We start from the raw sequence: 26,943 nt of genomic DNA, 5'->3' as shown, positions 1-26,943 counted from the left end.
CCAAACCAGCACATCGTGCCAAGGTGAGGCGCCCCCCCCCCTTCCCCTCCCCCCCCCCCCCCTTCCACCCCCCCCCCCCCCCCCCTCCACACCCCCCCCCCCCTCCCCCCCCCCCCCTCCCCCCCCCCCCCCCCCCCCCCCCCCCTTCTCCCCCCCCCCCCCCCCCCCCCCCCCCCCCCCCCCACGCCTTCGTCGGGCTCGCCGAGGTCGCCCTCGGCCCGCAGCCCGGCCCGCCGGGCGAGCAGCCGCGCCCGTGCGGCGCCGGCGGGCCGCCGGGCCAGCGCGCGGTCGCACAGCAGCACCAGGCGGGCGACGACGTCCGGGTCACCGGCGCCGTGCAGTTGCAGCGCCGCCGACGCGAGCAGGTCGTTGCGGTCGGCGGCGATGGCGAGGTCGGCCGCCTCGACGCACAGTGCCGCCGCCTCCCGCGGCCGACCGGCGCGGTGCGTGGCGGCCGCCGAGGCGAGCAGGGACGAGATCCGGGCGGCCGGCCCGAGGCAGAGCGCGCCCCGGACACCGTGCAGCTCGGCCAGGTCCCCGGGCAGCCGGCCGGTGTGCGTGACGACCAGCAGCGCGCCCGCCGCGGCGGCGGTCCGTCCCAGGTGCCGCAGCACGGCCCGGGTCTCGGCCGTCGCGTGCTGCACGTCCTCGACGACGATGGTCCGCCAGGCGCCCGTCAGGGACTCCGCGACCGCCGCCACCGCCGCGAACCCGGACACGCCGGACGCACCGGTCCCGCCCGGGGGCAGCAGCCGGGTCAGCGGCCACAGCGGCGGCGCGTCCGCGTCGGGCGGGCAGTGCGTCCACCCGACGCCCTCGACGCCGTCCAGCGCCGTGTGCACGACCGATGCCGGCCCGCCGACGACCACGACCGCGCCGGTGCCGATCGCCGCCCGCAGCGCCGCCGTGTCGGGATCCATGCCATCTGCGTACCACGGATCCGCACTGGCGCTGACGACCGCACCCCACCGGCGCCGCCAACCTGGACGGCATGGACCTGCACGAGTACACCGCTCACGACGCCGTCGGTCTCGCCGCGCTGATCCGGGCCGGGGACGTCACCGCCGCGGAGGTCGCCGAGGTCGCCCGGGAAGCGATCCGCCGCGCCGACGACCTCGTCAACGGGCTCGCCTTCCCCCTGTTCGACGAGCCGCTGCGGTACGACCCGGGCGGCCCGCTCGCCGGGGTGCCGTTCCTGATCAAGGACGTGCCCATGGCGCGCGGCGTGCCGTTCTCCGTGGGCAGCCGGGCGATCCCCGGCATCCCCGCCGACCGCGACCGCGACGTGATGACCAGGTTCCGCGCGGCCGGCCTGGCCACGTTCGGCAGCACCAGCATGTGCGAGCTCGGGCTGAGCTTCTCCACCGAGCCGCTGCGCACCGGCCCGGTCCGAAACCCGTACGACCCGTCGCGGGGCGCCGGCGGGTCCAGCGGCGGCGCGGCGGCGCTCGTCGCGGCCGGCGCGGTGCCGGTCGCGCACGCCAACGACGGCGCCGGGTCGATCCGCGTCCCGGCGTCCTGCTGCGGGCTCGTCGGGCTGAAGCCGAGCCGCGGGCGGGTGCCCTACGGCCCGGACGCGGCGGACGGTCCGGAGGAGTTCGTGCTGACCCGCACGGTCCGCGACGCGGCGCACCTGCTCGACGCCGTCCACGGGCCCGCGACCGGCGACAGGTGCACGGCTCCGCCGCCGCGCCGCCGGTACACCGGCGACCTCGGCGAACCGGTCGGGCCGCTGCGGATCGCGGTCACCACCGCCGCCTGGGCCGGCGCGCCCGTCGACGGGGAGGTCGCGGCGGCGACGGAACGGGCGGCGCGGCTCCTGGAGCGGCTCGGGCACGTGGTCGGGCCCGGCACTCCCGCCCTCGACTGGGAGGACGTGGTCGCCGGGGTACGGGAGGAAGCCGTCTTCAACGCGGCCCCGCTGCTGCTGGCGCCGCGGCGGCCGGACCCGGCCAAGCTGGAGGGCATGACCCGGCGGGTCCTCGCCGAGGTCGGCCGGGCCTCCGCGCTGGACCTGGTGCGGGCGTTCGCCGCGCAGAACCGGGTGGCCCGCGCCGTCGGCCGGTTCATGGCGACGACCGACGTCCTCGTCACGCCCACGATCGCGCAGCCGCCCGCCCCGCACGGCGTCCTGGACTACGACAACGACGGGTACACCCTGGACGGCTGGCTGCGGAAGATCTTCGACCACGGCCCGTTCACCGCGGTGTTCAACCTCAGCGGCCAGCCCGCGATCAGCCTGCCGCTCGGCCGCACGGGCACCGGCCTGCCGATCGGCGTGCAGCTCGTCGCCGGCTACGGCCGCGAGGATCTCCTGATCGCCCTCGCCGCCGCCCTGGAACCCGAGTTCATGACTCATCCGATGGGTTTTATCGGGAAATCACCCTGAAACATTGACGCATGGACGGACGTCATGATCTGATCCCGACCCAGAGGATTTTTCATATTCGAAGGAGACCTCGTGTCCGTTCTCCGTCGCACTGCCCGGGTGATCGGGACCGCGGTGGCCGGCGTGCTGGCCGCCACCAGCGCGGCGGTCGTGCCAGGGGTGCCCGCAGCGGCCGCCCTCCCGACCGCCGCCGTCGCCCTCGGCGACAGCTTCATCAGTGGGGAAGGCGCCGGCAGCTACCAGCCGGTCGTCGACGTCAACGGGGTCGCGCAGCCGTTCCCCGGCTGGTCGGCGCCCAACAGCAACGCCTTCTTCTGCCACCGCTCGGCCAACGCGTCGCTCAACCAGGCGACCCTGCCGGGCATCCAGGCCCGCTTCAACCTCGCGTGCTCCGGCGGCCGCCCGGCGGACATCGCCAGCCCGTCCGGTGCCCGCGACAAGGGCCGCTCGGTCGCCTCGCAGCTCGACCAACTCCGCGCCGTCGCGCAGACCCACGACATCGACGTGGTGCTGATCGGGCTGGGCTCCAACAACAGCTCGTTCACGTTCGGCGACGTGGCCGAGAAGTGCGCCAACCGCTTCATCGCCGACGCGTGGACCGGCTGGTGGGAGTTCTGGGCCTACATCAACGGCCCGGTCGAGCAGGAGCCGTGCACCGCCGCCGACCTCGCCACCGCGGCGCAGGTCCAGGCCGCGACGGCGGAGACCATCGCCGCCGCCCGGCAGATCATCACCACCCTCGACCAGATCGACGCCGACGGGCAGCACCGGGTGATCTTCCAGGACTACACCAACCCGCTGCCGTTCGACCTCGAACAGAGCTACTGGGAGGAGGACGGCCGCCAGGACGACCGGGACAAGTTCCGTGACCTCGGCGCCGAGCGGTACGCGGCCGGCTGCCCGATCCACCGGGCGAGCCTCGCCCCCGGCCACGGCTTCTCGCAGGGCCTCGGCTCGATCGTGAGCACGACCCGCAACACCCTGGCCGCCGAGTTCCCCGCCGACGACCTGGTCTACCTCAACGTCCAGCACGCGTTCGACGGCGCCCGGCTGTGCGAGAAGGCCGACAGCCCCGGCAACGCCCTCGCCACCCCGATCCGCCTGCAGGACGGCGCGTCCGGCGTGTTCGTGACCAGCCTGTCGGGCAAGGACAAGATCTACATCCAGCGGATCGCGAACACCTGCGCGACGTACTTCCAGACCTGCCAGGAGTCGTGGCACCCCAGCGCCGCCGGCCACGCCGTGCTCGGCAAGTGCCTCACCGGTGCCGTGTCCGGGTCCGCCCGCGCCGTCACCTGCACACGCAAGCCCGACGGCTCGATCGTCACCGCCTGAACCGCCGCCGCACCCTGCGCTGAGTCGAATCAGCGCAGGGTGCGCCCGTAGCAGCCCTTCAGTTGCGGGGTGCGCCCGGAGAGCCCTTCAGCGCAGGGTGCGCCCGGAGAGCCCTTCAGCGCAGGGTGCGCCCGGAGAGCCCTTCAGTGCAGGGTGCGCTCGTAGCAGACCGAGAGCGTGGAGCCCGCGTAGACGCCGAAGAGCGGGATGCGGTGGTAGCCCTCGCGTTCGTAGAAGCGCTGCGCGTCCGGCTGCTCGGTGCCGGTCTCCAGGCGCAGCGTCGTCCACCCCCGCCGCACGGCGGCGTCCTCCAGGGCGCGCAGGATCGCGGCCGCCACCCCGGTCCCGCGCGACGGCGGCACCACGTACATGCGCTTGACCTCCGCCGAGGCGGCGTCGAGGCGGCGCAGCGCACCACAGCCGACCGCGTGTCCCGCCGAGGCCACCAGGAACAGGTCGATGTCCGCCGCGGTGGGCGCGGCACCCGGTTCGTGGTCGTCGTTGCCGTACCGCCCGTCCAGCTCGGCCCGCTGCGCGGCGCGCAGGGCGGCACCGTCCGGGTCGTCCCAGGCGCGCTCCTCGATGATCCAGTCCGTCACGGGTGGTACCGTAACAGTTGTTACGAGACGGGGAGTGCGACGCATGCCACACGAGGAGCGGCTCTCCGCCGCGGTCTGGGACGTCCTCGCCCAGCAGGGCCTGGAACGGCTGACGATCAGGGCCGTCGCCGCCGCCGCGGGCTGCACGACCGGCCTCGTCATGCACCGCTTCCCCAGCCGGCGGGCACTGCTGCGCCACGCCCGCCAGCTGCTGCACGAGACGACCAGGGCCCGCGTCGAGGCCCTCGAAGCGGCCGCGGAGCACCCCCGGGCGGCGCTGCGCGCGGTGTTGCACCAGGGGCTCGCGCTGGACCCGCAGACGGTCGCGGAGAGCACCGTGTGGCTCGGGTTCCTCGCCGCGGCCGTCGCCGACGAGGAGCTCACCGCCGTGCACCGGGCCAACAACCGCGCCTGGCGGACCAGGGTCGGCCGGCTCGTCGAGGCCGCCGGGCCGGTGGGGGACCCGGCGACCGTCACCGTCGCCCTGATCGCCATGGTCGAGGGCGCCGCCGCGTTCGCCGCCGCCGACCCGGAGTCGTATGCGCCGCCGGTACAGGAGGCGATGCTCGACCTCGCGCTGGCCGCCTTCGGCCTGTCGGAGCGGGGGATCAGGCCGCCGGCTTCCGGCTGATCGTGTGGTCGAGGCGCAGGAACGGCAGCCCGAACAGACCTCGTCGTCCCGGCCGCCCGCTGCGAACAGGGCGAGGGGCTCGAGACATACGAAGCGGCCTTCAAAGACCGTCAATCGTCGTCACAGGCCGACGACGACGGTCCTCCGTTGGGGATGACACAGCAGGCCGGCGTCCGCCACATCATGCCGACACTCATCCTGCGGACGCCGCAGGTCGCGACACACTTCAGGTGTGCCAGCAATGACCGAGAACGAAGCGATCGCCTTCCTGGCGGAGGAAACCCACACCGGCAAACTCGCCACGGCCGGGCCGACGGGCGACCCGCACGTGGCGCCGATCTGGTTCATCGTCGACGGCCCTGACATTGTCTTCAGCACCGGCCGTGACTCTGTGAAGGGGCGACACCTGCGCGCCAATCCGAGAGCCGCGCTCACCGTCGACGTCGAGCGGTTCCCGTACGACTTCGTCGCGGTGCGTGGCGGTGTCTCCGTCGCCGAGGATCCGTCGGACCTGATCGCGTGGGCCACCCGGATCGCCGAGCGCTACGTCCCGGCCGGGGAGGCGGGCACGTACGGTCAGCTCAACAGCCAGTCCGGCAGCTTGTTGTGCCGGCTACGCATGAACCGGGTCGTCGGGATCCGCGACATCGCAGCGATCTAGAGCCCGGGTCGTCGGTGAGGTCGGTCCTGCTCACGCCGCGGCAGGCGCCGCAGGAATCGACGGTTGCCAGAGCGTGCCGCGGTGGTTACGCCGGCTTGCGGGTGATGCGGTATTCGAGGGTGAGGAACGGCAGGCCGAACAGTGTGAAGGCGTGGTCGGCGTAGAGTTCGCCGTTCTTGACGTAGACGTCGAGGGTTTCGGTGAATCCGTGGACGGCGAGGGTGGTCAGGTCGCGGGTGTCCGCGTCGATGTAGCTGAGGTAGTGCCCGGTGTGCCCGTCGCTGCCCCGGCTGGTGAGCCGGAGCCCGCCGTCGATGCGCTGCCGGGGTGCGAGCGTGGCGGTGAAGTTCGCCTGGGGGAGTGGGAACCCGACGCTGACGTAGCCGCGGTCGTCGTGCCGGTACGTGGTGTAGATGCCCACGTAGATCGGCTCCCCGGTGAGGACGTTGCTGCGTATCCAGCCGCGGGTCGACACCGCCGGACTGTCGGGTGCCGTGATCGTGTCGATGCGGCTGTGTACGCCCTGTTGGGCCTCCCGCTGGTTCATGGGTACGTTCGCTTGTCCGAGGGGCCGGGCGACCAGGGTGCGGTAGAGCAGGTAGCCGGGCCGGACCCAGGCGCGCCACCGCGGCACGATGTCGAGGGTGAAGCGGGTGGTGTGCTCGTAGAACTCCCGCACGAGCGGGGCGACGGCGGCCGGATCGAACGCCGGTCCGGCGAGGGCGTCGAGGTCGGCGACGATGCCGACATCGGGGGTGGCCTCCTGGTATGTGCCGCCTGTCGTTTCGGCGAGTGCGCGGACGTATCCGGTGCCGACGTATCGGGTACGCGCCTCGAGCGGCACCACGAACGGCAGCCGCTCCGCGGGCACCTTGTCCGCCACGAGCGCCACCTGGGGCTCCCGGAACAGCACCTGTGACAAGGCGCGGAACGCGACGACGGTCGCGGCCGCGACCTGGGCCGGCGGCCGGTCACGCAGCGCGGTGCCGACGGCGAGGCCGACGACCGGGCCGAGCGCGACCTTCTGCGGGCGGACGCCCATCGCCCCGGCGGCCGCGCCGCTGGCCACACCAACGGCCAACGGGTTCGCACCGGCCTTGCCGGCCACCCATCCGATCGGCGCCGCCAGCGCTCCGCTCGCCGCGATTCTGGACCAGAGGGCGGGGATCTCGTTCGGTCGCCGGCGGGCCCTGGCCGCCGCGTCGACGGCTGCCATCGCGGCGGCGCCGAGCAGTGCCCCCTTGACCGCACGACGCGGTCCTCGATGCGCGCTGAGCGTCGCGCCGGCCAGGGCTCCCATCGCCGCGGCGAATCCGACCGCCTGCATCCGCTTGGCATCCACGGCGTCTGTTGTACACGCTGATGCCGTCGAACCGCATGTGCATGGCCATGTGTGTGGGCCGACCGGCCGTGCCGGCGTCGAGGTTTCCCGGTCCGCGTCGTGTGGAACCAAGGTCGGCAGGGAGGTGGCGACCATGCCGGCTATCGAGGGGCCCGGTCCGGCGACGATGGGGGCGTGGCTGCGCGACGATCCCTCGCTCGCCAGGCTGGAGACGCTGGGTCAGGACGTGCGGGAGCTGGCGCTCGATGCCGGGCTCGATCCTGACCGGCATCCGGTGCTGAAGGACCCGACCTGGGCCGGTCGGCTGCGGGCGCGGGCCGCGGCACCGGTCACCGTCATCGTGATGGGACAGGTGTCCGCGGGGAAGTCCACGTTCGTCAACTCGTTGCTCGGGCGGCGGCTGCTGCCGAGCTCGCAGGACCCGACCGACGGCGTCGTGTCCGTGCTGCAGGCGACCGAGCCCGGCACGCCGGAGCGCGCCGAGCGGGTCACCGCCGACGGGCAGGTCGAGCCGTTCGCGTCGCTGGAGGACGGGGTGCGGTTCCTGGCCCGGCAGTCGGCCGGGGAGCGGGAGCAGCTGCGCAGCCGTGAGGTCCGGCTGTACCTCGACGAGCCGATCCTGCAGAACCTGCGCCTGGTCAACACGCCCGGCCTCGGCGACCGGCTCGCGGCGTTCGAGCGGGTCGCCCTCGACTGGCTGCACGACGACGCCTCGGACCTGGTCATCTGGACGTTCTTCCCGGACTCCGCCGCCAACCGCGGCGAGCTGGGTGTGTTCGCCGACGCGTTGAGCCGCCGGCGCAACGCCGTCCTCGGTGTCGTCACCCGGGCCATGGAGGACCACGAGGACGAGCCGGACTTCGACCCGCGCACCGACCCGCAGCTCGCCGGCGTCGTCGCGCAGCTGCGCTCGCATCTCGGCGACTATCTGCACGACGTCGTCCTGTACGACGCGTACCGGGCCCGCACCCTGCTGCGGCAGCTGCACGCGGACCCGAGCCGGGCGCACGACCCGCAGTTCGCCGGCGCCCTCGAGCGGTGCGGCTACACAGCGGTCCGCGAGCTGCTGACCCGGCTCGCCGGCGACGTCGACGAGCGGCGGACGCTGCTCATACGGCAGTGCGCCGGCACCGCCGGGGCGTTCGCCGACGCCGCCCGCGCCGCCGAGCAGGTCTTCACGAGCCGCGCCCACATCCGCGCCGACCAGCTGGCCGCGTTCCAGCGGGTCGAGCGGGAAGTGATCAACCCGGTCCATGAGCTGCTGGACACCGATCTCAGCACCATCGCCGACCGGTTCGCCGCCGAGCTCGTCCACCTGCACACCGAGGCGGCCTCGGACGTCATCGCCGCCGAGTTCACCCTCGGCGGGTCGCTCGTCGGCAGCGCCGCCGCGGCGCTGTCCCGGGTCACCGCGCGGGGCGCGCAGACGGACACCGTGTCGCAGCGGCTGAGCCGGGCGATCGAGGCGGAGATGGAACGCAAGCTCACCGCCACGGCGTTTCAGGAGCGGCTCCTGGTCACCACCCGCAGCACGGTCCAGCGGCGGCTCAACGCTCTCGCCGGTGAGCTGCAGATCGCTGCCGGCGGCCTCGGTGCGGACGGGCGGACCGCGGTCACCGTCGACGTGCGACCCGTCGGCGGCATGGCACAGCCGCTCGTCGAGGGCATCGTCAGCCACGTCGTCGGTACCGTCGCGGAAGCAGCGGCCAAGAGCCTCGTCGGCGGCGCCAGCACGGCCATCGGCCGCAGCGCGATCGAGCAGGCCGGAACGGCCGTGGCGGTCGGCGCCGCCCGCACCGCCACCACGTCGACCGTCGCGAAGGCCGTCGGCGTCTTCACCGTCGTCATGGTGCCGCTGGACGTGCGCAAGCTGTTCCGCGACTTCAACGAGGGCAAGGCCCGGCTCATCCAGGGCATCTCCGCGACGTACGAGCGCAGCCGCTGGCTGTACGCCGGCCGCATCCGCGACACCCTGGTGCCGATCGCCGACGGTGCGGTCGACAACCTGCGAGCGGTGGCGAGGGCGTCGCTCGTCCCGGCCGACTCCGACGAGCACCGGTGGGCGGAGCGGGCCGCCGCCGCGCAGAACGCGGCGATCGCCATGCAGAGCATCAAGGAGACCCTCACGAATGCCGCGGCCGCCCGCTGATCCCGCCGCCGGGTGTCTCGGCCTGATCGCCGGCGCCGCCACACTCGCGGAGACGGCGGCGGCGCTCGCGGGCACTCCATGCCCACCCGAGCTGCAGCTGCGTCGCATGTACGACGACTGGGCCGACACCACGCTGCGGGTCGCCGTGGTCGGGGCGTCCTCGACCGGCAAGAGCACGCTGCTGCAGCACCTCTTCGGCCCGGTGCCGCTGCCGACCGGGCGCACCGCGACGACCGCCGCGCTGACCGTCCTGCGGCAGGGCACCGCCGCGGAGGCGCGGGTGCACCTGCGCACCCGGCTGAGCCTCGACGCCGGCGCCGTCCGCCCCGGCGACGACGTGACGACGGCCCTGACCGCCTGGTGCGCCGACCCGGACGCGTTCGGGCTGCTCGGCCTGACCCACACCGCCGGGCGGACCACGGTGCCGATCACCGCCGCGGACCTCGACCGGGCCCGGCCGCCAGGGCGGATCGACGTCACGTTCGCCGATGCCCCGCCGCTGCGCTTCGACCTGACCGGCGAGGACGACGTCCGCGGCTTCGCCGCCGCCGTCACCGAGCCGGTGCACGCGCTGCGGGTCTCCCACGCCGTGTGCCGGCTGCCGCACCCCCGCCTGCACGGCATCACCGTCATCGACACGGCCGGGTTCAGCTCGCCGTCGCCGCTGCACGACCAGCTGTCCGGCGAGCTGCTCCAGCGCCGCCCGGACGTCCTGATCGTGCTGCTGGACGCCCGCCGCCCCGACAGCCCGCCGAGCCACGACGCGCTCGCCGCCGTCCGGCCGTTCCTGGCCGGCCCGCTGCTCGCCCACCGCGGCGACGCCCGGCTCGTGGTCGGACTCACCCACGCCGACCGCGCGCTGCGCAGCCACCTCGACGACCTCGACGTGGACCTCGCCGACGCCGGCCCGGACGAACGCGCCGCCCTCATCGACGATTTCGTCGCCACGTCCCGCCGCCGCGCCGCCGCGCTGCTCGGCACGAACCCCGTCATCCTGCCGCTCGCGTTGTCCCGGCAGGCACCGCCGGAGCTGCGCCACTACGTCGAGGACATGTGGAAGCACGTCGAGCAGCTCGCCGCGGCCGGCGTCGGCGGGGACACGTGGCTCGCTCGTACCAGAGCGGCAGCCGACGTCGTCGAGGAACTCGCCCGGTTCTGCGCCCAGCACCACCAGGCGCTCCTGGCCGAGCACGCCGACCTGCACCGGGACGCGGATGAGGTACGGCAGCGCGGCCGCTCCAACCGGGCCGGCCACGCCGCGGCGCAGACGGCGGTGGCCAGGGCGACCACCGGCATCCGCGGCGCCGTCGCCGGCGAACGCACCATCCTGCTCAGCCGCATCGACCAGCTGCGCAAGGACAAGGACTTCAGCCGGTACCTCACCGAGGACTATCCCGACGCGCTGGCCCGGATCGTGGACAGCGTCCGCGGCGTCGCCGAGACCCACCACGAGGAGCTCGCCCGGCGGCTGACCGTCCCCGGGCTGCTCCCACCGGTCCTGTTCGACGACCGCTGGCTGCACCCGGACGCGCGGACCACCGCTCTCGCGAAGCGCCGGATCAGGGGACTGTCACACCGGATCAAGCAGGGCTGGAGCCTCGCCCTGGGCAGCATCGCCGACCTCGCGGCCCGCGACCTCGCCGCCGCCCGCGCCGCGCTCACCCACCATGCCGAACATCAGCTGAACCAGGTCGGCCTGCACCTGGAACACTGGGTCAGGCACATCAACCGGCTCCTGGCCGAGGACCTCGCCGCCGTCCGCGAGCGCGACGCCGAGCACCGGGCCCAGCTGCACAACCTCACCACCCGCATGGACCTGACCCGCCACCGCGCCGAGGAGCTGCACTCCTGCGCTCGCGCCGCCGAGCGGTTCCGGACCGCGCTGACCGCGTAGCGGTGCTTCGACAGCGTGCCGAGCGCCACGTCCAGCATGATCCGTGCCGCGCGGTGGGTCCTGATCGGGGTCTGCCTCTTGCCGCTCGTCCCGCTGCTCACCGCCCGCGCGGCGGCTCGCTGACCACCGCACACGTGGTGGGCCCCTGCTACGACGACATCGAGTGGCAGGACCAGCCGCGCATCTCGTGCGTGGCCCCGCTGGAGCGTCGACGGCCGCACCGCCCGCCGGTCTGATCGCCGTCCGGCCAGCGAAGAAAAATAGTCTGATTTTTCGGAAATACGCATTTTGCTGGACCGGTGTCATAACGTCCCGCTGGAGTGATCAACCGAAGCACGTCAGGACCAGGGGCATGATGGCGCCGACCAACTTCCGATCGCATCGTTTGGCGGCGGCATGCGTCGCCGTGTCGCTGCTCGCACTGATCGGGCTCGCCGCGCCCGCCGCGGCGGACCAGGGCGGCACCGGCCGCGGCCCGCTGAGCACGGCGAGCGCCGATCCTTCGCCACGGACCGGCGAGTCCGCCGGGTCCGGCAACGGCAGGCCCGGCGGAAAGCCGAGCCCCGGCAGCGCCGGCAGCGGCACGCCCACCGCCGACAAGGGCGCGGGCAAGGGCGCCGACAAGGGCGTGTCGGGCAAGGGCGCAGACAGGGGCGTGGCGGGCAAGGGCGCCGTGGGCAAGGGCGCCGGCAAGAGCGCGGCGGGCGCGAGCGCCGGCAAGAGCGCCGCAAGCGCGAGCACGGGCGCTGACAAGAGCGGGGCGAGCAAGGGCACCGCAAGCGCGAGCACGGCCGACAAGTCCCCGTCGGGCAGCGCCGCCGCGGGCAGGACCGTCCACGGGTTCGCGCGGACGCTCTCGACCCACGCGCGCCCGGCAGCGCCCGGCCTGCAGGCCCCGCCACCGCCGCCCGCGCCCTGGCACGGCAAGGGCCGCCCGGCGCCCCGCGACGCGGTGACCGTCGAGGCGACGCCGAGCCCGGGCGGGACCGGCGCGGCGATGTCGCCGACCATCACCTCGATCATCGAGACCACGACGACGTTCACGGTCGCCTGGACCTCGGTGCCGGGCGCCACGGAGTACCTGGTGAGCGTCAACGGCAACGGCATCCTGTCCTGCACGGTCAGCCCGTGCACGTTCTCCAACCTGATCTTCCCCGGGGTCAACCGGGTGCTCGTGTACGCGTACGTCGGCGGCTCGTACCGGGCCAGCGCGATCTGGCTGGCGCAGCTGCTGACCGCGCCCGGCCTGCCGCAGGTGTCGACCTCCCGGACCGGCACGGCGATCACGGTCAACTACCTGCCCGCCAGCGGTGAGAGCGGCATCGACGCCTACGAGGTCGTGGCCACGGTGTCCGGCAGCAACCCGGTCGTCACCGTGCCCTGCACCACGGCCACCGCCAACTCCTGCGGCTTCACCGGGCAGGGCGGCACGCAGTACCAGATCAAGGTGCGGGCCCACAACAGCGTCGGCTGGTCGAGCTTCCAGACGGCGTCGGTCACCGTCCCGCCGGTCCCCGCCGCGCCGACCGCGCAGGCCGCGGTCAGCGGCACGACCGTCACCGTGACCTGGACCGAGGCGCCCGGCGCCACCGGGATCACCGGGCACACCGTCCTGGTCGACCGGACCGACGGCGGGGTCCCGGTCCCCGTCGCGTGCGACGCGCTGCCGGCGCCCTCGATCAGCGACCCGGCCGGCTGGGTCAGCGGATCGTCGTGCACCGTCACCGGCGTCGTCGGCGCCGCGTATTCGATCGAGGTCCGCAGCTACAACGCCATCGGCCCGTCGGTGGCCGGCACCACCACCGCGGTCCTCGCCAACGCGCCCGCGGCGCCGGGCGTGACGGCGTCGGCCGCCGGCACCACGATCACCGTCGGCTGGACGCCCGGCGGCGACGGCGGCGCGGCGATCACCAGCTACGTGGTGACGCTGGTCCCGCAGAGCGCGCCGATGTCGCCGACGCTGCCCTGCACCCCGGCCACGCCGACCAGCACGACCTGCACCGCGACCGGCGTGCCCGGCGAGACGTACGACGTCGCGGTCGCCGCGGTCAACGTCGCCGGCACCTCCACCGCCGGGACCACCACGGTCGCGGTCGCAGCGGTCGCCCCGGCCGCGCCGTCGGCCACCACCGTCGTGTCCGGCACCGGGATCACGGTCAACTGGACGCCGAACGCCACCGGCGGGGCGGCGATCACCGCGTACCAGGTGACCGTCACCCGGCAGGGCATGCCCGCGACGGTGCTGACCTGCACCCCGGCCACTCCGACCAGCACGACCTGCAGCACGACGGGCGCGCCCGGCTCGGTCTACGACGTCGCTGTCACCGCGACGAACAGCGCCGGGACGTCCCTGGGCGGCACCACCACGGCGACGGTGGCGGCGGTGGCACCCTCGGCGCCGGCCGTGACGCCCACGGTCGCCGGCAGCACCATCACGGTGGCGTGGACGCCGAACTTCAACGGCGGCGCGGCGATCACCAGCTACGTGGTGACGCTGGTCCCGCAGAGCGCGCCGATGTCGCCGACGCTGCCCTGCACCCCGCCGGCCGGTTCGCCGACACCACCGGTCAGCTGCACCGCGACCGGCGTGGCCGGCGAGACGTACGACGTCGCGGTCGCCGCGGTGAACAGCGCCGGCACCTCCACCCCGGGCACCGCCACCATCACCGCCTCCGCGGTCGCCCCGGCCGCGCCGACGGTCACCGCCGCGGCGTCCGGCACCACCGTCACGGTCAACTGGAGCCCGAACGCCACCGGCGGCGCGGCGATCACCGCGTACCGGGTGACCGTCACCCGGCAGGGCACCCCGGCCACCGCGCTGACCTGCGCACCGGCGAGCCCGACCGGCACGACCTGCACCACCACGGGCGTGCCCGGCGCGACCTACGACGTCGCCGTCGCGGCGGTGAACAACGCCGGCACCTCGGCCGCCGGCACCGCCTCGGTGACCCTCGAGGCCGCGGCGCCGGCCGCACCGACGGTGACCGCCTCGGTCGCCGGCGACCTGGTCAGGGTGAGCTGGACCGCCGGGGAGACCGGCGGAGCGGCGATCTCGTCGTACACGGTGACGGTGACCCGCACCGCCGGCGCGGGCCCGGCCGCACCCGACTGCGTCACAGCGTCGGCGCTCGCCACGACCTGCAGGTTCGCGGGCACCCCCGGCGCCGGCTACTCAGTGTCGGTGACCGCGGCCAACGCGAAGGGCACCTCACCGGCCGGCACGGCGACGGTCTCGATGCCGGCGGTCACCGCACCGGACGTGACCGTCGTGCCCGGCGACACCACGATCGACGTGACGTGGACGGTGCCCGACCCGGCCGGCGCCGTCACCGGGTACACCGTGACGGCGACCCCCGCGTCGGGCGCACCGCTCACCGCGACGGTCACCGGCGGCTCCACCACGAGCCACACCCTGACCGGCGCGACCAACAAGGTCACCTACCAGGTGACGGTGACCGCGGTGGTGACCGTGGGCGCCGTGACGACCAGCACGCCGGTCGCGGTGACACCGGCGGCGCCGGTGACGGTCCCGGCGACCGTGCCGCCGTCGGCCACCGAGGGCGACCTCAAGTCGAGCGCCGGCACCTCGCTGCCGAGCGCGGGCCGGCCGACCGTCCTGGTCGGCACCGGCTTCGCCCCGCGGACGTGGGTCCAGCTGGTGGTCTACTCCACCCCGACCCCGCTGGGCACCGCCCTCACCGACGAGACGGGCTCCTTCAGCAAGCAGGTGACGGTCCCGGCCGGCCTGGCCGGCGAGCACACGTTCGTCTCGCTGGGCACCGACCCGACCGGCGCCCTGCGGGTGCTGAAACTGGAGGTCACGGTCGGCGCCGCCACACCTGGCGGCACGGCGCCGGGCACCGGCGGGCTGCCCGTCACCGGCCCGTCGGTCACGCTCCTGCTGCTGGCCGCCCTCGCCCTGATCGTGGCCGGCGCCGCGACCCGGGCCGCGGGCAGCGACCTGCTCACCGACCGGCTGCGCACCCTGCCCTTCCGCCGCCGCTGACCGGCCGCGCCGGCCGGACCTCGCACGGGCCCGGCCGGCAGGCCCGCCGGTCAGTACCGGGCGGCGTGCGTGGTGGGTGGCTCGCCGAACGTGGCGGCGAAGTCGCGGCTCAGGCCAGGGCTCCCATCGCCGCGGCGAATCCGGCAGCTTGCACCCGCTTGGCATCCACGGCGTCTGTTGTACACGCTGATGCCGTCGAACCGCATGTGCAAGGGCGACGTCAACGGTTGTCCAGACGATCCGCCCTGGCTCATACCATCCATTCAGGGTAGTCGGGATGATCGGACCACACCGACGCGTCGTTGCGAAGCTCCCGGCACGGCGCGGGCTCATCACAGGTCCGGCACCAGTTCGGCTCGCGCGGCTCGTCGTCCTGAACCAGCACCTCGATCGCTTTGCCGTCCTCGCGCCGGTACACCTCGTAGTGTTTGCCGTACTCGAGTTGTCCGCTGGGATAGCCCGGCTTGTGTCGCTCGAGCCGCCGCCGCTTGGCCTCCACCTCGCGGAGGACCCGGGCGGGATCGTGACGGGCGATGTGGACGTGCTGGTTGCGCCCGCCCGGCACGACCGCGACCGGCTCGCCGCCCTCGTCGCGCGCCTGCACAGAGTCCTGGACGATGGTGCGGTCGAACGGTCGGATCTCTCGCCAGCCGCCGGGCTGGTCCGGTTTGTCGCTCCACACCTGCGGTGCATAGCCGCCGGCCGAGATCATGCCGGCGATCGACTCGTCCTCAGCCAGCCGTGCCTCGATGAAAGCCACCAGCTCGTTCGTCATACCTCGATTCTCCTCAGGCGACGGCGACGGCGGTCCGGGTTTGCTCCCATCTCGTCGAGTTCGTCCAGGTGGCCTGGGACTGTCTCGCTGACCTCGGTCTTTCGCCAGGCGTTTCTGCCGGGCTGAGCGGGTGACGCGTGCGGGCGACGCGGCCCCGCACGGAGATCAGTACCGGGCGGCGTACGTGGTGGGGGGCTCGCCGAACATGGCGGCGAAGTCGCGGCTCAGGTGGGCCTGGTCGACGTAGCCGAGGTCGGCGGCGAGGCCGGCCCAGTCGACCGGCGCGCCCGGCGCGGCGGCGAGGGCGTCGGTGACCTCCCGCAGCCGGAAGCGGCGCAGCAGCCACTTCGGGCTGACGCCGACGTGCTCGGCGAACAGGCGCTGCAGGTGCCGGACGCCGACGCCGCACGCCGCCGCGTAGTCGTCGACGCGGCGCAGGTCGGTGGTGGTGGCGGCCCGGCGCACCCACGCGGCGACGGTGTCGGCGGTGGGGTCGGCGGTGGGGTCGGGTGGCGGGAGCCGGGCGGCGAGGAACGCGTCGACGGTGGCGGGGTCTCCCGGGGGTGCCGGCGGGAGCGGGCCGAGGACCGACGCGGCGGGCACGGTCCGGTCGGTCAGGGAGCTCACCGGCGCGCCGAGGAACCGGCGGAACGCGCCGGGCACGAACGCGACCCCGAGCACCCCGCCGGCGCCAGACAGGGTCCGGGCGAAGTGCCGGCGGTGGACGCCGCGCAGCAGCGGCTCGCCGCCCGCGGGGAACGTCAGCTGCACGCTCGGCGACGGTGGCAGCAGCTGCCGGTAGTCCGGCTGCCCGGTCAGGTCCCAGGTGGCCCACCAGAAGTGGGCGACGACGCCGGCCAGGGCCGGCGACGGCGGGGCGGACCCGTGCCGCTGGAACGCCGACCACGCGCCGGCCAGCTCCCTCGGATCCCGCACGAGGACCAGGCTAGCGTCGCGTTTGTCCAAGACCGGGCGCGGCGCGGACCCTACCGTTGCGGTGATGGACGGACAGCTGCTGATCGGCGTCGCCACGCCGGTGACCTTGAAGATCGTGGACGGTGTCGACGACCTCGGCGCGCCGACGCCGTGCGCGGGGTGGGACGTGCGGGCGCTCGTCAACCACCTGCTGCACTGGGCGCCCGCGCTGGCGGGGGCGGCCCGGAAGGAGGCGGTGGATCCGGGGCCGGAGACCGACCTGACCGGCGGCGACTGGCGGGCCCTGCTGCGGGCCCGGATCGAGGCGACCGCCGCCGCGTGGTCCGCGCCCGGGGCGTGGGAGGGCGTCACGCGGATGGGCGGGCCCACGGAGCTGCCCGCCGGCCTCGTCGGCGGCATGGTGCTCGGCGAGCTGGTGCTGCACGGCTGGGACCTCGCCCGCGCCACCGGCGTCGAGCCGCACTTCGACGATGCCGTGCTGCTGCGGGTGTACGACGAGGTCGCCCGCTCCGCCGCCATGGGCCGGGAGATGGGCGTGTACGCCGCGGAGGTCCGGGTCCCGGCGTCCGCGCCGCCCCTGGCCCGCGCCCTGGCCCTGAGCGGCCGGGACCCGTCCTGGACCCCGTAGCGGTCGCTCGGCGGCTCTCGGCGGCTCGGGGACGGGGCCGGGACCCGTCCTGGACCTCGTGACGGCCGTGCGGCGGCCGGGGTGCCGTAGTGGTCGCTCGGTGGGCTCCGGGAGGCGGCCGGGTCGGCGGTCACTCGGCGGGGCTTCGGGGCGCGGCCTGTCCAGGGGCTCCGCGGTGGTCATCCGACGGCTCCGGGACACGGCCGGCACCGGTCCCGGGCCCGTAGCGGCCGCTTGAAGGGCTCCGGGACCTGTCCCTGGAGTCCGGAGCGGTCACTCGGCGGGGGAGGGCTCCGGGGACGCGGCAGGGGAGACGGTCGCCGACTCCGACGGGGAGACCGACGGCGACGGCGATTCGGACGGTGACTCGGACGCCGACGGCGAAGCGGAGGCCGACGCGGACGGGGACGCGCCGGCCGGCGCGGACGTCGACGGGCGGGTGGTGCCCGGCCGGGTCGACGGGGGCCTGGTCGCCGGCTGGGTGTGCGGGGCCGCCGACGTCGCAGGCGGGGGCGGCGCCGGGACCTGGGTCGTGACGGCGGGGGCGGGGCTCGCGCCGGCGGTGGCGGTCTGCAGCGTCCCGCTCGACGGGGGCCGCCCCTCCGCCTGCGGCTGGCCGAGCACGGCGACCGCGGCGAACGACACGATCCCGGCGACGACCGTCCCGACCGCGGCCCGGATCGCCCAGCGCCGCCCGTGCCCGGGAGCCGCCGCGGGGGCCGGCCCGCGGGCGGTGCGGGAGGACCGCAGATCGACCAGGGTCACGTCGTTGAGGTGCGCGGACGAGCGGGACTGCGCCCCGAACGGCAGCCGGGCCAGGACGGTCCGGGTGTGCGCGCCGGCGGGCCGGGGCGCGGCCGGCGGGCGCGGGGTGGCGGGGTCGCGGCGCAGGCGGACCGCGGGGAACGCCCGGGGCAGCGCCGACGGGCGGCGGACCGACAACGGCAGCACGGAGAACCGCAGCGCCGAGGCCCGCCGCGCGGGCGTCAGCGGGGCCGGTCCGGCCGCGGTGTCGCCGGCCGACATCGTGTACCAGGCGGGCAGGTCCACCCTGGTGCCGGCGATCCTCGCGAACGCCAGGGCCGCCTCGTCGCTGCTGGGCCGCAGCACCGGGTCGGGGTCCAGGCACCGGCCGATGGCGGCGGCCAGGTCGTCGGGCAGGTCCGCCACCGTCAGGGCGGACCCGAGGAGCTCGCCCAGCGCGTACACGTCGAGGCTGACGTCGTGCGGGTCGTCGCCGCGGCGGTCGGTGAAGCCGAACACCTTGGCGCCGACGTCGGTGAGCGCGACCTTCGCGGCGGTGAGCGCGCCGTGCGTGACCCATTGGCCGTGCGCGTGGGCGAGGGCGGCGCCGACCTCCGCGCCGGCCTGGGCGGCCTCGTCGGCGGTGAGCGGGCCGTCGAGGAGCCGGTCGGCGATGGTCGGGCCGTCGATGTACTCCATGACGACGTAGGGCACGTCGCCGCGCTCGGGCAGCTCGACGGTCCCGACGTCGTAGACGGCGGCGACTCCTGCGTGGGTGAGCCGGGCGGCGGCGCGGCCCTCGGCGAGGAACACCTCGGCCAGGAAGGCGCGGTCGGCGCGGAGCAGGCGGACCGCGACCGGACGGCGCAGGAGCTCGTCGTGGCCCTGCCAGACCTCGCTGGTGGAGCCCGCGCCGATCAGCCGCTCGAGCCGATACCGGCGTTGCACCATCATCGCGACCCGACGTTCCTCACTGCTCGACCGGTGGTCCGCACCAAGTATGCCGACCTCACGAGCTCAAACGCGCTGATGAGACCGGAACGTTGCCAGAACCGCCCGAAACCTAATCCTCACCTAACTCTGCGGCTTGCGGCGGCGGGCGCGGGCGGTGGGCGGGGTGTCGGGGGCGAACTGGTCGACGACGCTGCACGCGTCGGCGAGGGGGTCGTGCTCGTCGACCCGGGTGGCGGCCTTGCGCAGCAGTGCGCGGAACAACTCGCGCTCGGGCTCGTCCAGGGCGCTGAGCATCCGGGTCTCGACGTGCGCGAGCTTGCCCTGCAGCTCACACATGGTGGCGCGGCCCGCGTCGGTGGCGACGATCCGCCGGGCGCGGCGGTCGGCGGGGTCGGGGCGGCGCTCGATGAGGCCGGCCTCCTCCAGGTCGTCGAGCAGGTAGGTCATGACGGTGCGGTCGACGCCGAGCTTGTTGGCCAGGGCGAGCTGGGTGCCCTCGGCGCCGGACGCGGCGGCGGCGAGCACCTGATAGCCGCGGGGTCCGCCGGGGACGCCGGCGATGACGTGCGCGGCGCCCTTCGCATAGGCCCGCAGCATGACGCCGAGCGCCCAGCCGAGGTCCGACTGGAGCTCGTCGCGAACCTCCGGCGCCTGCGTCATGCAGCAATGATAAGCAGCTCACTCGCTCTTGCGGGAAGATGTTCTGCTGTGCAGACTATCTTCAAGACAGCCGAACTTCAGTGGGGGTCAGTTCCATGCACCTGTTCCGTCTCGACGCCAGCATCCGCACCACCGGATCGGTCAGCCGCGCGCTCGCGGACACCGCCGAGCAGGCCTGGCTCGCCGAGCACCACGACGCCGTCGTGACCCGCCGCGACCTGGGCGTCCAGCCGCTGCCGGCCGACGCGTGGAGCAGCCTGGCCCGGGCCGCCGTCGACCCGGGCGCGCCGCCCGCCGACGAGGCCCGCGAGCTCGTGGACCGGCTCGGCGCCGAGCTGCTCGCCGCCGACGCGTTCCTCTTCGCGGTGCCGCTGTACAACTGGAACCTGCCCGCGCAGGTCAAGAACTGGATCGACCTGATCGTGCTGCACCCCAGGCTGGGCCTGCACGGCGACCAGCCCCTGGCCGGCAAGCCCGCCGTCCTCGCGCTGAGCCGCGGCGGTGGCTACGGGCCGGGCACCCCGAAGGAGGGCTGGGACCACGTCACGCCCTACCTGCGCCGCGTGTTCGGCGAGGTGTGGGGCCTGGACCTGCACGTCGCCGAGGCGGAGCTGACCCTCGCCGACGTCACGCCCGCGATGGAGCCGCTGCGCGGCCTGGCCGCCCAGTCGCTGCGGCAGGGCCACGAGCAGGCGGCGGCCCACGGTGTACGGGTGGCGGAGCTGATCCGGGTCTGACCCCGCGTCACATGGGGGGCAGGCTGCCCGTGACCTCGATGGCGGTGGTGATCAGCGACTGCAGCCGGGCGGTCAGGGCGAGCAGCAGCTGGTGTGCGGCCGGGCCGGAGTGCGCGGCCGCCTCCCGCAGCGTGTCGAGGTCGATCTGCAGCTGCGACAGCTGCCCGGGCAGGTCGCCGGCGCCCTGGCCCAGGGCGCCGGCCATGTCGGCCAGGCTGACCCCGTTGGCCTCCAGGGCCTTGATCGCGGCGATGCGGTCCGCGCAGTCGGAGCTGTAGAGCCGGAAGTTGCCCGCGGTGCGCTCGGCCGGCTCGATCAGGCCGAGTCCCGTGTAGAAATCCACGGTGCGGGTGGACACGCCCGCGAGGTGCGCCAGCTCCCCGATCCGCAGCAGTCTGGACATCAGCCAACCCTACAGTGTCGCGTGTTAGTCTCCGCGAATGGTCTTCAAGAGCCTGAAGCGTGCGTTCGGTGTGGGTGGTCCGACCGTGGACACCGTCCTGGACAGTCCGGACGTGCAGCCGGGCGGATATGTGCAGGGCCAGGTCCGGTTCGCCGGCGGCGACCACGAGGTCGAGGTCGAGCGGATCAACGTCGCGCTGCAGACGCGCGTCGAGGTCGAGGGCGCCGACAGCGAATATGACGCGACGGTCGAGTTCCAGCGCCAGCAGCTGACCGGTGGGTTCCGTCTCGGACCCGGCCAGCAGCACGCGGTGCCCTTCCAGCTGCCGGTGCCGTGGGAGACCCCGATCACGCACATGTACGGGCAGCGCCTGCACGGCATGACCATGGGCGTGCGCACCGAGCTCGAGGTCGCCCGGGCGCTCGACAAGGGCGACCTGGACCCGATCAACGTGCACCCGCTGCCGGTGCAGGGCGCGATCCTCGACGCGTTCAACCAGCTCGGCTTCCGCTTCAAGGGCGCCGACCTGGAGCGTGGCCGCATCCACGGGGTGCACCAGACGCTGCCGTTCTACCAGGAGATCGAGTTCTACGCCGCGCACCAGTACTCGAGCCGCATCAACGAGGTCGAGATCACCTTCGTCACCGACCCGCACGGCACGACGGTGATCCTCGAGTTCGACAAGCGTGGCGGCTTCATCACCGAGGGCCACGACCAGATCAGCCGCTTCCAGGTCGGTCACGCCCAGGCCGCGGGGGTCCACTGGCCCGCCGAGGTCGAGGGCTGGGTGCGCCAGGCGACGGAACGCCGGGGCTGGCATTTCTGAAAGCAAGCACCCGACCGGTACCGTTAGCGGCACATCACAGTTGACCGTCGGACACGGGAGGCCGGGCATGCGAGAGCTCGTCGTCGTTGGTGTGCGGGCTCAGACCTGGCAGAGCCGTCCGATGGTGCTGCTGAAGGACGAGCAGACCGGCCGCCACCTGCAGTTCGCGGTCGAGGGTGGCCCGCGTGACATGGTCGAGCCGGTCAGCGCCGAGCTGTTCCAGCGGGCGCTGACCGCGCTGCGCGCCCCGCTGCGCGCGATCGAGGTCGTCGCCGCGCAGGGCCCGTTCCAGCTCGTGCTCGGCGACGGCATCCGCGTCCCGGCCGCGCCCCTGGAGGCGATCGCGCTCGCCCGCCACTGGCGGGTGCCGATCGTGACCAGCGAGGAGCTGCTGCAGCAGGCGTCCGTCGCCGCGCCCGAGGGCGCCACCCAGCCCCTCGACCTGACCGCGCACATGGAGAAGCTGCCGTCCGGCCGGGCGACGCTGCTCATCCGCAGGGGCGCCGAGGCGGGCGCGGAGTTCGCGCTCGACGGCGAGATCTGCAGCTGCGGCCGCGACTCCGCCAACCAGATCGTCCTCGACGACAACACGGTGTCGCGCAAGCACGTCGAGTTCCACCGCAACCCGAGCGGCTTCGGCTACTCCACCCTGGACATGGGCAGCCTCAACGGCACCTATGTCAACGGTGAGCGGGTCAAGAGCGCCACGCTGAAGGACGGCGACGAGGTGCAGGTCGGCAAGTTCACGCTGTCCTACCAGCTGCGCTGAAGCCGGTCCACGGCGCTCACCACGCCGACGGGTTGTAGTCCTTCAGGAAGCAGCCGTAGAGGTCCTCGCCCTGCTCGCCGCGCACGATCGGGTCGTACACCCGTGCCGCGCCGTCGGTCAGGTCGAGCGGGGCGTGGAAGCCCTCCTCGTGCAGCCGCATCTTCGTCGGGTGCGGGCGCTCGTCGGTGATCCAGCCGGTGTCCACGGCGGTCATCAGGATGCCCTCGGTGAGCATCTCCTCCGCGCTGGTGCGGGTCAGCATGTTCAGCGCGGCCTTCGCCATGTTCGTGTGCGGGTGGCCGGGTCCCTTGTACCGGCGGCTGAACTGGCCCTCCATCGCCGACACGTTCACCACGTACTTGCGCCGCGCGGGTGCCGCCGCGAGCGCCGGCCGGAGCCGGCTGACCAGGATGAACGGCGCGGTCACGTTGCACAGCTGGACCTCCAGCAGCTCCAGCGGGTCGACCTCGTGCACCCGCTGGGTCCAGCTGTTGATCGACGCGAGGTCCGGCACCAGCCCGCCGGCGTCGATCGCGGTCAGCGCCGCGATCCGCTCCGGCGTCGCGGAGCCGGTGGTCAGCGCGAGGGCGGCGAGCGCGTGCGGTGGGATGATCGCCGCCGGGCCGGCCTCCAGGGTCAGCTCCGCGTGCGGGTCCGCCTTGTGGAACGTCATCATCTCGGGCATCGGCCCGGGAAGCTCCACCGGGACCGACTCGGCGGCGACCAGGTGCGAGTACGAGCCCGCGGCCCGCTTCACCGTCTGCGCCGCGTTGTTGATGAGGATGTCGAGGGTGCCGTGCGCGGCGACGTCGTCGGCGAGCGCGACGACCTGCGCCGGGTCGCGCAGGTCGATGCCGATGATCCGCAGCCGGTGCAGCCAGTCCGCGCTGTCCGGCATCGCCGCGAACCGGCGCACCGCGTCGTTCGGGAACCTCGTCGTGATCGTCGTGTGCGCCCCGTCGCGCAGCAGCCGCAGCGCGATGTACATGCCGATCTTCGCCCGGCCGCCGGTCAGCAGCGCCCGCCGCCCGGTCAGGTCCGTCCGGGCGTCCCGCCGCTGCCGGTTGAGCGTCGCGCACGCCGGGCACAGCTGGTGGTAGAACGCGTCGACGTCGACGTAGCGCTCCTTGCACGTGTAGCAGGACCTGGCCCGCAGCAGCCGCCCGGCGCTGGCCCCGATCGTGGGCGAGACGAGGGCGATGCCCTGCGTCTCGTCGTCGATGCGCCCCGGCGCGCCGGTCGCGGTCGCCGCCGTGACGATCCGGTCGGCCTCGGTGATCGCCGCCCGCCGGTCGCTGCGCCGCTGCCGTTTGACGCTCTTGTACAGATGTGACGTCGCCCTGCGGACCCGCTGCACGTCGGGGTGCTCGGGCGGGAGGTCCGACAGCTCGTCGAAGACCGCCAGGCAGATCGCGAGCCGCTCGGGGTCGACGCCCGGCCCGAACGGCACGCCCTCGCTGTCGACCCCGGCGTGCGGCCCGTCGACCGCCCCGTCCGTGGCCCCTGTGGCGTCCGTGGCGCTGCTCGTGGCCGGGGCGGCGCCGCCCGCGGCGGGGGCGGCCGCCTGGGCGGGGGTGCCGGCGTCGGACGCCCGGGCGCCGTCGAAGGCGCCGCTCAGGTCGTCGGCGGCGGAGGGCTGGTCACCCCTCGGGGTGGGCGCGCCGGCGGTGGCCGCGGGGTCAGAGACGAGGGTGGGGTCGTGCGGAGTCACCCCGGAACTGTACGCGAAATGTCGAACGGGCCCGGGTGGCGCCATTGCCGCCCCGGACCCGCCGCTACCGCGACGTCCCCCGTCCCCCGTTGTTCTTGCCGGTGGCCGCCGCGCTGCTTTCGACACTAACCAGTAAACCCGATGTTCCGGCTATTTCGGACAAATCAGGTGCTCTCCGCCCGAACGTGTCATAGCTCAGCTCAGCGTCGACCGCACGTGCCGGGCCAGCGGCAGCAGCAGCGGGGCGGCGAGCGCGATGACCAGCGGCGCCAGCAGGAAACCGATCCGCGGGCCCGCCGTGGCGTCGAGGATCGCGCCGTCGACCGCCGCGCCGGTGGCCGCGCCGACCGAGAACGCGGTCGCCACCCAGGCGAACGCCTCCGCCGCGGTGCCGGGCGGGGCGATCCGGTCGACGGTGACGAACGTGGCGGCCAGGAACGGCGGCAGGAACAGGCCCGAGACGACGGCGAGGAGCAGCAGCAGGACCGGCGACGACGGGGTCAGCAGCAGCGGGGCGTAGCCGAGGCCCAGGCACAGGGCGAGCACCGGCAGCCGGCGCCCGTCGACCTTGACCCTGGTGTTGACGAGACCGCCGATGAGAGCGCCGGTCGCCTGGGCGGCCAGGATCCAGCTCGACCAGCCGCGGCTGCCGACGGACTCCGCGTAGTCGATGACGGCGACGGGGAGGCTGCCGACCCCCGTACCGACGAGGACGACCGCGACCAGCAGCAGCCGCAGCCGCCCGGAGCGCAACGCACCGGCCCAGTGCCGCTCGGCGTGCTCACCGCGCCAGCCCCGCACGACCGGGGTGGTGACGAACCAGACGGTCCCGAGCAGCTGCAGGGCGGCGGTCACGTAGAGGCCCGCGACGGGGCCACCGGCCGCGACGGACACGCCCGCCACCAGCGGGCCGAAGATGAAGATGAGCTCCTGCACCGCGATGTCCAGCGTGTACGCCGTCGGCACCTGCTCCTCGTCGAGCAGCGACCGCCACAGCACCCGCAGCCCGGCCTCGAAGGGCGGGGCGCCGAGCCCGGCGACGAGCGCGGCCAGCAGACCCGCCCACAGCGGCACGCCGGAGGCGAGGAGCACGAACCCGGCGGTCGACACGGCGGCGCCGGCCAGCATGACGGGCGGCTGCCGGAGCCGGTCCGCGACCCGGGCGAGGACCGGGCCGCCGACCGCGAGCCCGGCGGTGTACACGCCGACGAGCGCCCCGGCCGCGCCGATCGACAGGGTCTCGCGGGCGAAGAGCAGCAGCGCGACGGGCGCCGCGCCGAGCGGCAACCGGCCGATCGTGCTGGCGGCGAGGACCCTGGCGACCTGTGCGGTCCGCAGCACGACGGTGAGCATGGAAGGGATCATGCGCGGCGGGCGTGGGCCGGGTCCAGACGGGTATCGCGATGTGACGCTCATGACGGACCTGCACAGGAGGCACGGATGGCACCGCACATCGTGGTGGTCGGCGGCGGGTTCGCGGGGTTCCGCGCCGCCCGCAGGCTGGCCCGGACGTCCCGCGGCCGGGCACGGATCACGCTGCTCAACCCGACCGACTACTTCCTGTACCTGCCGCTGCTGCCGGAGGTCGCGTCCGGGGTCCTGGAGCCGCGCCGGGTGGCGGTGTCGCTGCCCGCGTCGCTGCCGGGGGTGCGGGTCGTGCTCGGCGAGGCGACGCACGTCGACCCGGAGCGGCGCGAGGTCCGCCACCACGACCCCGAGGGCCGCGCCGGGGTCCTGCGGTACGACCGGCTCGTCCTGGCCGCCGGCAGCGTCAACAAGCTCCTGCCGGTCCCCGGGATCGCCGAGCACGCGCACGGCTTCCGCGGCATCCCGGAGGCGCTGTACCTGCGCGACCACCTGATCCGGCAGGTCGAACTGGCCGCCGCGACCGGCGACCCGGCGGAGCGCGCGGCCCGGCTGACGTTCGTGGTCGTCGGCGCCGGGTACACCGGCACGGAGGTCGCCGCGCACGGCCGCCTGGCGGTCGCCGAGCTGCTGCGCCACCAGCCCTCGCTCGCCGGGGAACAGGTCCGCTGGCTGCTGCTGGACACCGCGCCGCGGGTCCTGCCGGAGCTGTCGCCGCGGCTGTCCCGCACCGCCGACCGGGTGCTGCGCGCCCGCGGTGTCGAGGTCCTCACCGGCTGTACCGTCGCGGAAGCCCTCGACGACCAGGTGCGGCTCACCGACGGCCGGGTCCTGCCCACCCGGACACTCGTCTGGTGCGTCGGCGTGCGGCCCGACCCCCTCGTCGAGGACCTGGGCCTGCGCACCGAGCAGGGCCGGCTGGTCGTCGACGAGTACCTGACGGTGCCCGGGTACCCGGACCTGTTCGCCTGCGGCGACGCCGCCGCCGTGCCCGACCTGACCCGGCCCGGCCGGCTGACCCCGATGACCGCCCAGCACGCCGTGCGGCAGGGGGAGCTCGCCGCGCACAACGTGGTCGCGTCGTTCGGGATCGGGCGGCGGCGCCGGTACAAGCACAACGACCTCGGCTTCCTCGTCGACCTCGGCGGCCGGGACGCGGCGGCGAACCCGCTGCGGATCCCGCTGTCGGGGGTACCGGCCAAGGCGGTCACCCGCGCGTACCACCTGATCTCGCTGCCGGGGAACCGGGCACGGGTCGCCGCCGACTGGCTCCTCGACGTCGTCGCCGGGCGGCCCGCGACCGGCTTCGGGCTCGTCCAGGACACCTCGCTTAAAGCCGCCATAAATACGCGTTAGGCGAGATTTGCAAATCGCAGAAGGGCTCGTTAAGCGCAGCTCAGATACGTTTTCCACACCCGCGAACAATGGT

22 protein-coding genes are annotated in these 26,943 nt (G+C 74.3%); 12 read left to right on the top strand and 10 right to left on the bottom strand.

Annotation, left to right across the window (positions count from 1 at the left end; translation table 11 throughout):
• The coding region (locus tag ACZ6TV_RS42220) for a hypothetical protein (protein ID WP_465304843.1) at window positions 1-920 on the bottom strand (920 nt) is incomplete at its 3' end.
• A 71-nt stretch (window positions 921-991) separates the two neighbouring features.
• Between ACZ6TV_RS42220 and ACZ6TV_RS42215 the strand changes: the two genes are divergently transcribed.
• Both ACZ6TV_RS42215 and ACZ6TV_RS42210 read left to right on the top strand, forming a co-directional pair.
• Window positions 992-2,389: an amidase gene (locus ACZ6TV_RS42215; RefSeq protein WP_465304841.1), complete on the top strand. Its 1,398-nt coding sequence runs from the start codon at window positions 992-994 to the stop codon at window positions 2,387-2,389.
• Between the two features lie 72 nt (window positions 2,390-2,461).
• Window positions 2,462-3,724, top strand: a complete 1,263-nt coding sequence (locus tag ACZ6TV_RS42210) for an SGNH/GDSL hydrolase family protein (protein ID WP_465304839.1) — start codon at window positions 2,462-2,464, stop codon at window positions 3,722-3,724.
• A gap of 143 nt (window positions 3,725-3,867) precedes the next feature.
• On the opposite strand, the gene ACZ6TV_RS42205 is transcribed toward ACZ6TV_RS42210, so the two are convergent.
• Window positions 3,868-4,323 carry a GNAT family N-acetyltransferase gene (locus tag ACZ6TV_RS42205; RefSeq protein ID WP_465304837.1) on the bottom strand — a complete coding sequence of 152 codons (456 nt, stop codon included), beginning with the start codon at window positions 4,321-4,323 and terminating at the stop codon, window positions 3,868-3,870.
• 43 nt (window positions 4,324-4,366) lie between these two features.
• Between ACZ6TV_RS42205 and ACZ6TV_RS42200 the strand changes: the two genes are divergently transcribed.
• Window positions 4,367-4,954 carry a TetR/AcrR family transcriptional regulator gene (locus ACZ6TV_RS42200; RefSeq protein WP_465304835.1) on the top strand — a complete coding sequence of 196 codons (588 nt, stop codon included), beginning with the start codon at window positions 4,367-4,369 and terminating at the stop codon, window positions 4,952-4,954.
• A 241-nt stretch (window positions 4,955-5,195) separates the two neighbouring features.
• Window positions 5,196-5,615 carry a PPOX class F420-dependent oxidoreductase gene (locus tag ACZ6TV_RS42195; protein WP_465304833.1) on the top strand — a complete coding sequence of 140 codons (420 nt, stop codon included), beginning with the start codon at window positions 5,196-5,198 and terminating at the stop codon, window positions 5,613-5,615.
• Between the two features lie 85 nt (window positions 5,616-5,700).
• Here the strand turns inward: ACZ6TV_RS42195 and ACZ6TV_RS42190 are convergent, their stop codons facing one another.
• Window positions 5,701-6,957 (bottom strand): hypothetical protein, encoded by a 1,257-nt coding sequence (locus ACZ6TV_RS42190; RefSeq protein WP_465304831.1) that lies wholly within the window; start codon window positions 6,955-6,957, stop codon window positions 5,701-5,703.
• A 133-nt stretch (window positions 6,958-7,090) separates the two neighbouring features.
• Between ACZ6TV_RS42190 and ACZ6TV_RS42185 the strand changes: the two genes are divergently transcribed.
• The 3 genes from ACZ6TV_RS42185 to ACZ6TV_RS42175 all read left to right on the top strand — a co-directional run bounded on the left by ACZ6TV_RS42185 (window position 7,091) and on the right by ACZ6TV_RS42175 (window position 15,006).
• Window positions 7,091-9,106 (top strand): dynamin family protein, encoded by a 2,016-nt coding sequence (locus tag ACZ6TV_RS42185; RefSeq protein WP_465304829.1) that lies wholly within the window; start codon window positions 7,091-7,093, stop codon window positions 9,104-9,106.
• Window positions 9,087-11,000 (top strand): dynamin family protein, encoded by a 1,914-nt coding sequence (locus ACZ6TV_RS42180; RefSeq protein ID WP_465304827.1) that lies wholly within the window; start codon window positions 9,087-9,089, stop codon window positions 10,998-11,000. The genes ACZ6TV_RS42185 and ACZ6TV_RS42180 overlap by 20 nt, the downstream gene beginning before the upstream one ends.
• Window positions 11,001-11,406: 406 nt before the next feature.
• Entirely contained in the window at window positions 11,407-15,006 is a 3,600-nt protein-coding gene (locus ACZ6TV_RS42175; RefSeq protein ID WP_465304825.1) for a fibronectin type III domain-containing protein, read from the top strand.
• A 250-nt stretch (window positions 15,007-15,256) separates the two neighbouring features.
• Here the strand turns inward: ACZ6TV_RS42175 and ACZ6TV_RS42170 are convergent, their stop codons facing one another.
• Both ACZ6TV_RS42170 and ACZ6TV_RS42165 read right to left on the bottom strand, forming a co-directional pair.
• Window positions 15,257-15,781, bottom strand: a complete 525-nt coding sequence (locus ACZ6TV_RS42170) for a DUF6221 family protein (RefSeq protein WP_465304823.1) — start codon at window positions 15,779-15,781, stop codon at window positions 15,257-15,259.
• 165 nt (window positions 15,782-15,946) lie between these two features.
• The gene (locus ACZ6TV_RS42165) at window positions 15,947-16,717 is read right to left on the bottom strand and encodes an AraC family transcriptional regulator (protein WP_465304821.1); all 771 of its coding nucleotides are present in this window, start codon (window positions 16,715-16,717) and stop codon (window positions 15,947-15,949) included.
• Window positions 16,718-16,781: 64 nt separating this feature from the next.
• On the opposite strand from ACZ6TV_RS42165, the gene ACZ6TV_RS42160 reads away from it, so the two are divergent.
• Entirely contained in the window at window positions 16,782-17,345 is a 564-nt protein-coding gene (locus ACZ6TV_RS42160; protein ID WP_465304819.1) for a TIGR03086 family metal-binding protein, read from the top strand.
• 273 nt (window positions 17,346-17,618) lie between these two features.
• On the opposite strand, the gene ACZ6TV_RS42155 is transcribed toward ACZ6TV_RS42160, so the two are convergent.
• Window positions 17,619-19,043, bottom strand: a complete 1,425-nt coding sequence (locus ACZ6TV_RS42155; protein WP_465304817.1) for a hypothetical protein — start codon at window positions 19,041-19,043, stop codon at window positions 17,619-17,621.
• A gap of 120 nt (window positions 19,044-19,163) precedes the next feature.
• Window positions 19,164-19,703, bottom strand: coding sequence for a MarR family winged helix-turn-helix transcriptional regulator (locus tag ACZ6TV_RS42150; RefSeq protein WP_465304815.1), 540 nt, complete (start codon window positions 19,701-19,703; stop codon window positions 19,164-19,166).
• A gap of 95 nt (window positions 19,704-19,798) precedes the next feature.
• Here ACZ6TV_RS42150 and ACZ6TV_RS42145 point away from each other — a divergent pair, with 95 nt between their 5' ends.
• A complete protein-coding gene (locus ACZ6TV_RS42145) occupies window positions 19,799-20,440 on the top strand; it encodes an FMN-dependent NADH-azoreductase (RefSeq protein ID WP_465304813.1) in 642 nt (213 codons plus the stop codon).
• A 7-nt stretch (window positions 20,441-20,447) separates the two neighbouring features.
• On the opposite strand, the gene ACZ6TV_RS42140 is transcribed toward ACZ6TV_RS42145, so the two are convergent.
• A complete protein-coding gene (locus ACZ6TV_RS42140; protein WP_465304811.1) occupies window positions 20,448-20,843 on the bottom strand; it encodes a MerR family transcriptional regulator in 396 nt (131 codons plus the stop codon).
• Window positions 20,844-20,880: 37 nt separating this feature from the next.
• On the opposite strand from ACZ6TV_RS42140, the gene ACZ6TV_RS42135 reads away from it, so the two are divergent.
• Entirely contained in the window at window positions 20,881-21,669 is a 789-nt protein-coding gene (locus ACZ6TV_RS42135; RefSeq protein WP_465304809.1) for a sporulation protein, read from the top strand.
• A 67-nt stretch (window positions 21,670-21,736) separates the two neighbouring features.
• On the top strand, window positions 21,737-22,438 hold the full coding sequence (locus tag ACZ6TV_RS42130; RefSeq protein WP_465304807.1) for a bifunctional nuclease domain-containing protein: 702 nt from the start codon (window positions 21,737-21,739) through the stop codon (window positions 22,436-22,438).
• A gap of 16 nt (window positions 22,439-22,454) precedes the next feature.
• On the opposite strand, the gene ACZ6TV_RS42125 is transcribed toward ACZ6TV_RS42130, so the two are convergent.
• A complete protein-coding gene (locus tag ACZ6TV_RS42125; protein ID WP_465304847.1) occupies window positions 22,455-23,888 on the bottom strand; it encodes an SDR family NAD(P)-dependent oxidoreductase in 1,434 nt (477 codons plus the stop codon).
• Window positions 23,889-24,344: 456 nt separating this feature from the next.
• Window positions 24,345-25,502: an MFS transporter gene (locus ACZ6TV_RS42120; protein WP_465304805.1), complete on the bottom strand. Its 1,158-nt coding sequence runs from the start codon at window positions 25,500-25,502 to the stop codon at window positions 24,345-24,347.
• Window positions 25,503-25,589: 87 nt separating this feature from the next.
• Between ACZ6TV_RS42120 and ACZ6TV_RS42115 the strand changes: the two genes are divergently transcribed.
• Window positions 25,590-26,870, top strand: coding sequence for an NAD(P)/FAD-dependent oxidoreductase (locus ACZ6TV_RS42115; protein WP_465304803.1), 1,281 nt, complete (start codon window positions 25,590-25,592; stop codon window positions 26,868-26,870).
• Window positions 26,871-26,943: the final 73 nt, after the last annotated feature.

This window comes from Dactylosporangium sp. NPDC051087 (assembly GCF_055586325.1).
This window is presented reverse-complemented; position numbering and strand designations above follow the sequence as displayed.

What these genes read in the sequence shown, in the direction of transcription:
- ACZ6TV_RS42215 (WP_465304841.1), top strand. Translation starts at nt 992, where the DNA reads ATGGACCTGCACGAGTACACCGCTCACGACGCCGTCGGTCTCGCCGCG.
- ACZ6TV_RS42200 (WP_465304835.1), top strand. Translation starts at nt 4,367, where the DNA reads ATGCCACACGAGGAGCGGCTCTCCGCCGCGGTCTGGGACGTCCTCGCC.
- ACZ6TV_RS42195 (WP_465304833.1), top strand. Translation starts at nt 5,196, where the DNA reads ATGACCGAGAACGAAGCGATCGCCTTCCTGGCGGAGGAAACCCACACC.
- ACZ6TV_RS42185 (WP_465304829.1), top strand. Translation starts at nt 7,091, where the DNA reads ATGCCGGCTATCGAGGGGCCCGGTCCGGCGACGATGGGGGCGTGGCTG.
- ACZ6TV_RS42180 (WP_465304827.1), top strand. Translation starts at nt 9,087, where the DNA reads ATGCCGCGGCCGCCCGCTGATCCCGCCGCCGGGTGTCTCGGCCTGATC.
- ACZ6TV_RS42170 (WP_465304823.1), bottom strand. Translation starts at nt 15,781, where the DNA reads ATGACGAACGAGCTGGTGGCTTTCATCGAGGCACGGCTGGCTGAGGAC.
- ACZ6TV_RS42160 (WP_465304819.1), top strand. Translation starts at nt 16,782, where the DNA reads ATGGACGGACAGCTGCTGATCGGCGTCGCCACGCCGGTGACCTTGAAG.
- ACZ6TV_RS42155 (WP_465304817.1), bottom strand. Translation starts at nt 19,043, where the DNA reads ATGATGGTGCAACGCCGGTATCGGCTCGAGCGGCTGATCGGCGCGGGC.
- ACZ6TV_RS42150 (WP_465304815.1), bottom strand. Translation starts at nt 19,703, where the DNA reads ATGACGCAGGCGCCGGAGGTTCGCGACGAGCTCCAGTCGGACCTCGGC.
- ACZ6TV_RS42145 (WP_465304813.1), top strand. Translation starts at nt 19,799, where the DNA reads ATGCACCTGTTCCGTCTCGACGCCAGCATCCGCACCACCGGATCGGTC.
- ACZ6TV_RS42140 (WP_465304811.1), bottom strand. Translation starts at nt 20,843, where the DNA reads ATGTCCAGACTGCTGCGGATCGGGGAGCTGGCGCACCTCGCGGGCGTG.
- ACZ6TV_RS42135 (WP_465304809.1), top strand. Translation starts at nt 20,881, where the DNA reads ATGGTCTTCAAGAGCCTGAAGCGTGCGTTCGGTGTGGGTGGTCCGACC.
- ACZ6TV_RS42130 (WP_465304807.1), top strand. Translation starts at nt 21,737, where the DNA reads ATGCGAGAGCTCGTCGTCGTTGGTGTGCGGGCTCAGACCTGGCAGAGC.
- ACZ6TV_RS42120 (WP_465304805.1), bottom strand. Translation starts at nt 25,502, where the DNA reads ATGCTCACCGTCGTGCTGCGGACCGCACAGGTCGCCAGGGTCCTCGCC.
- ACZ6TV_RS42115 (WP_465304803.1), top strand. Translation starts at nt 25,590, where the DNA reads ATGGCACCGCACATCGTGGTGGTCGGCGGCGGGTTCGCGGGGTTCCGC.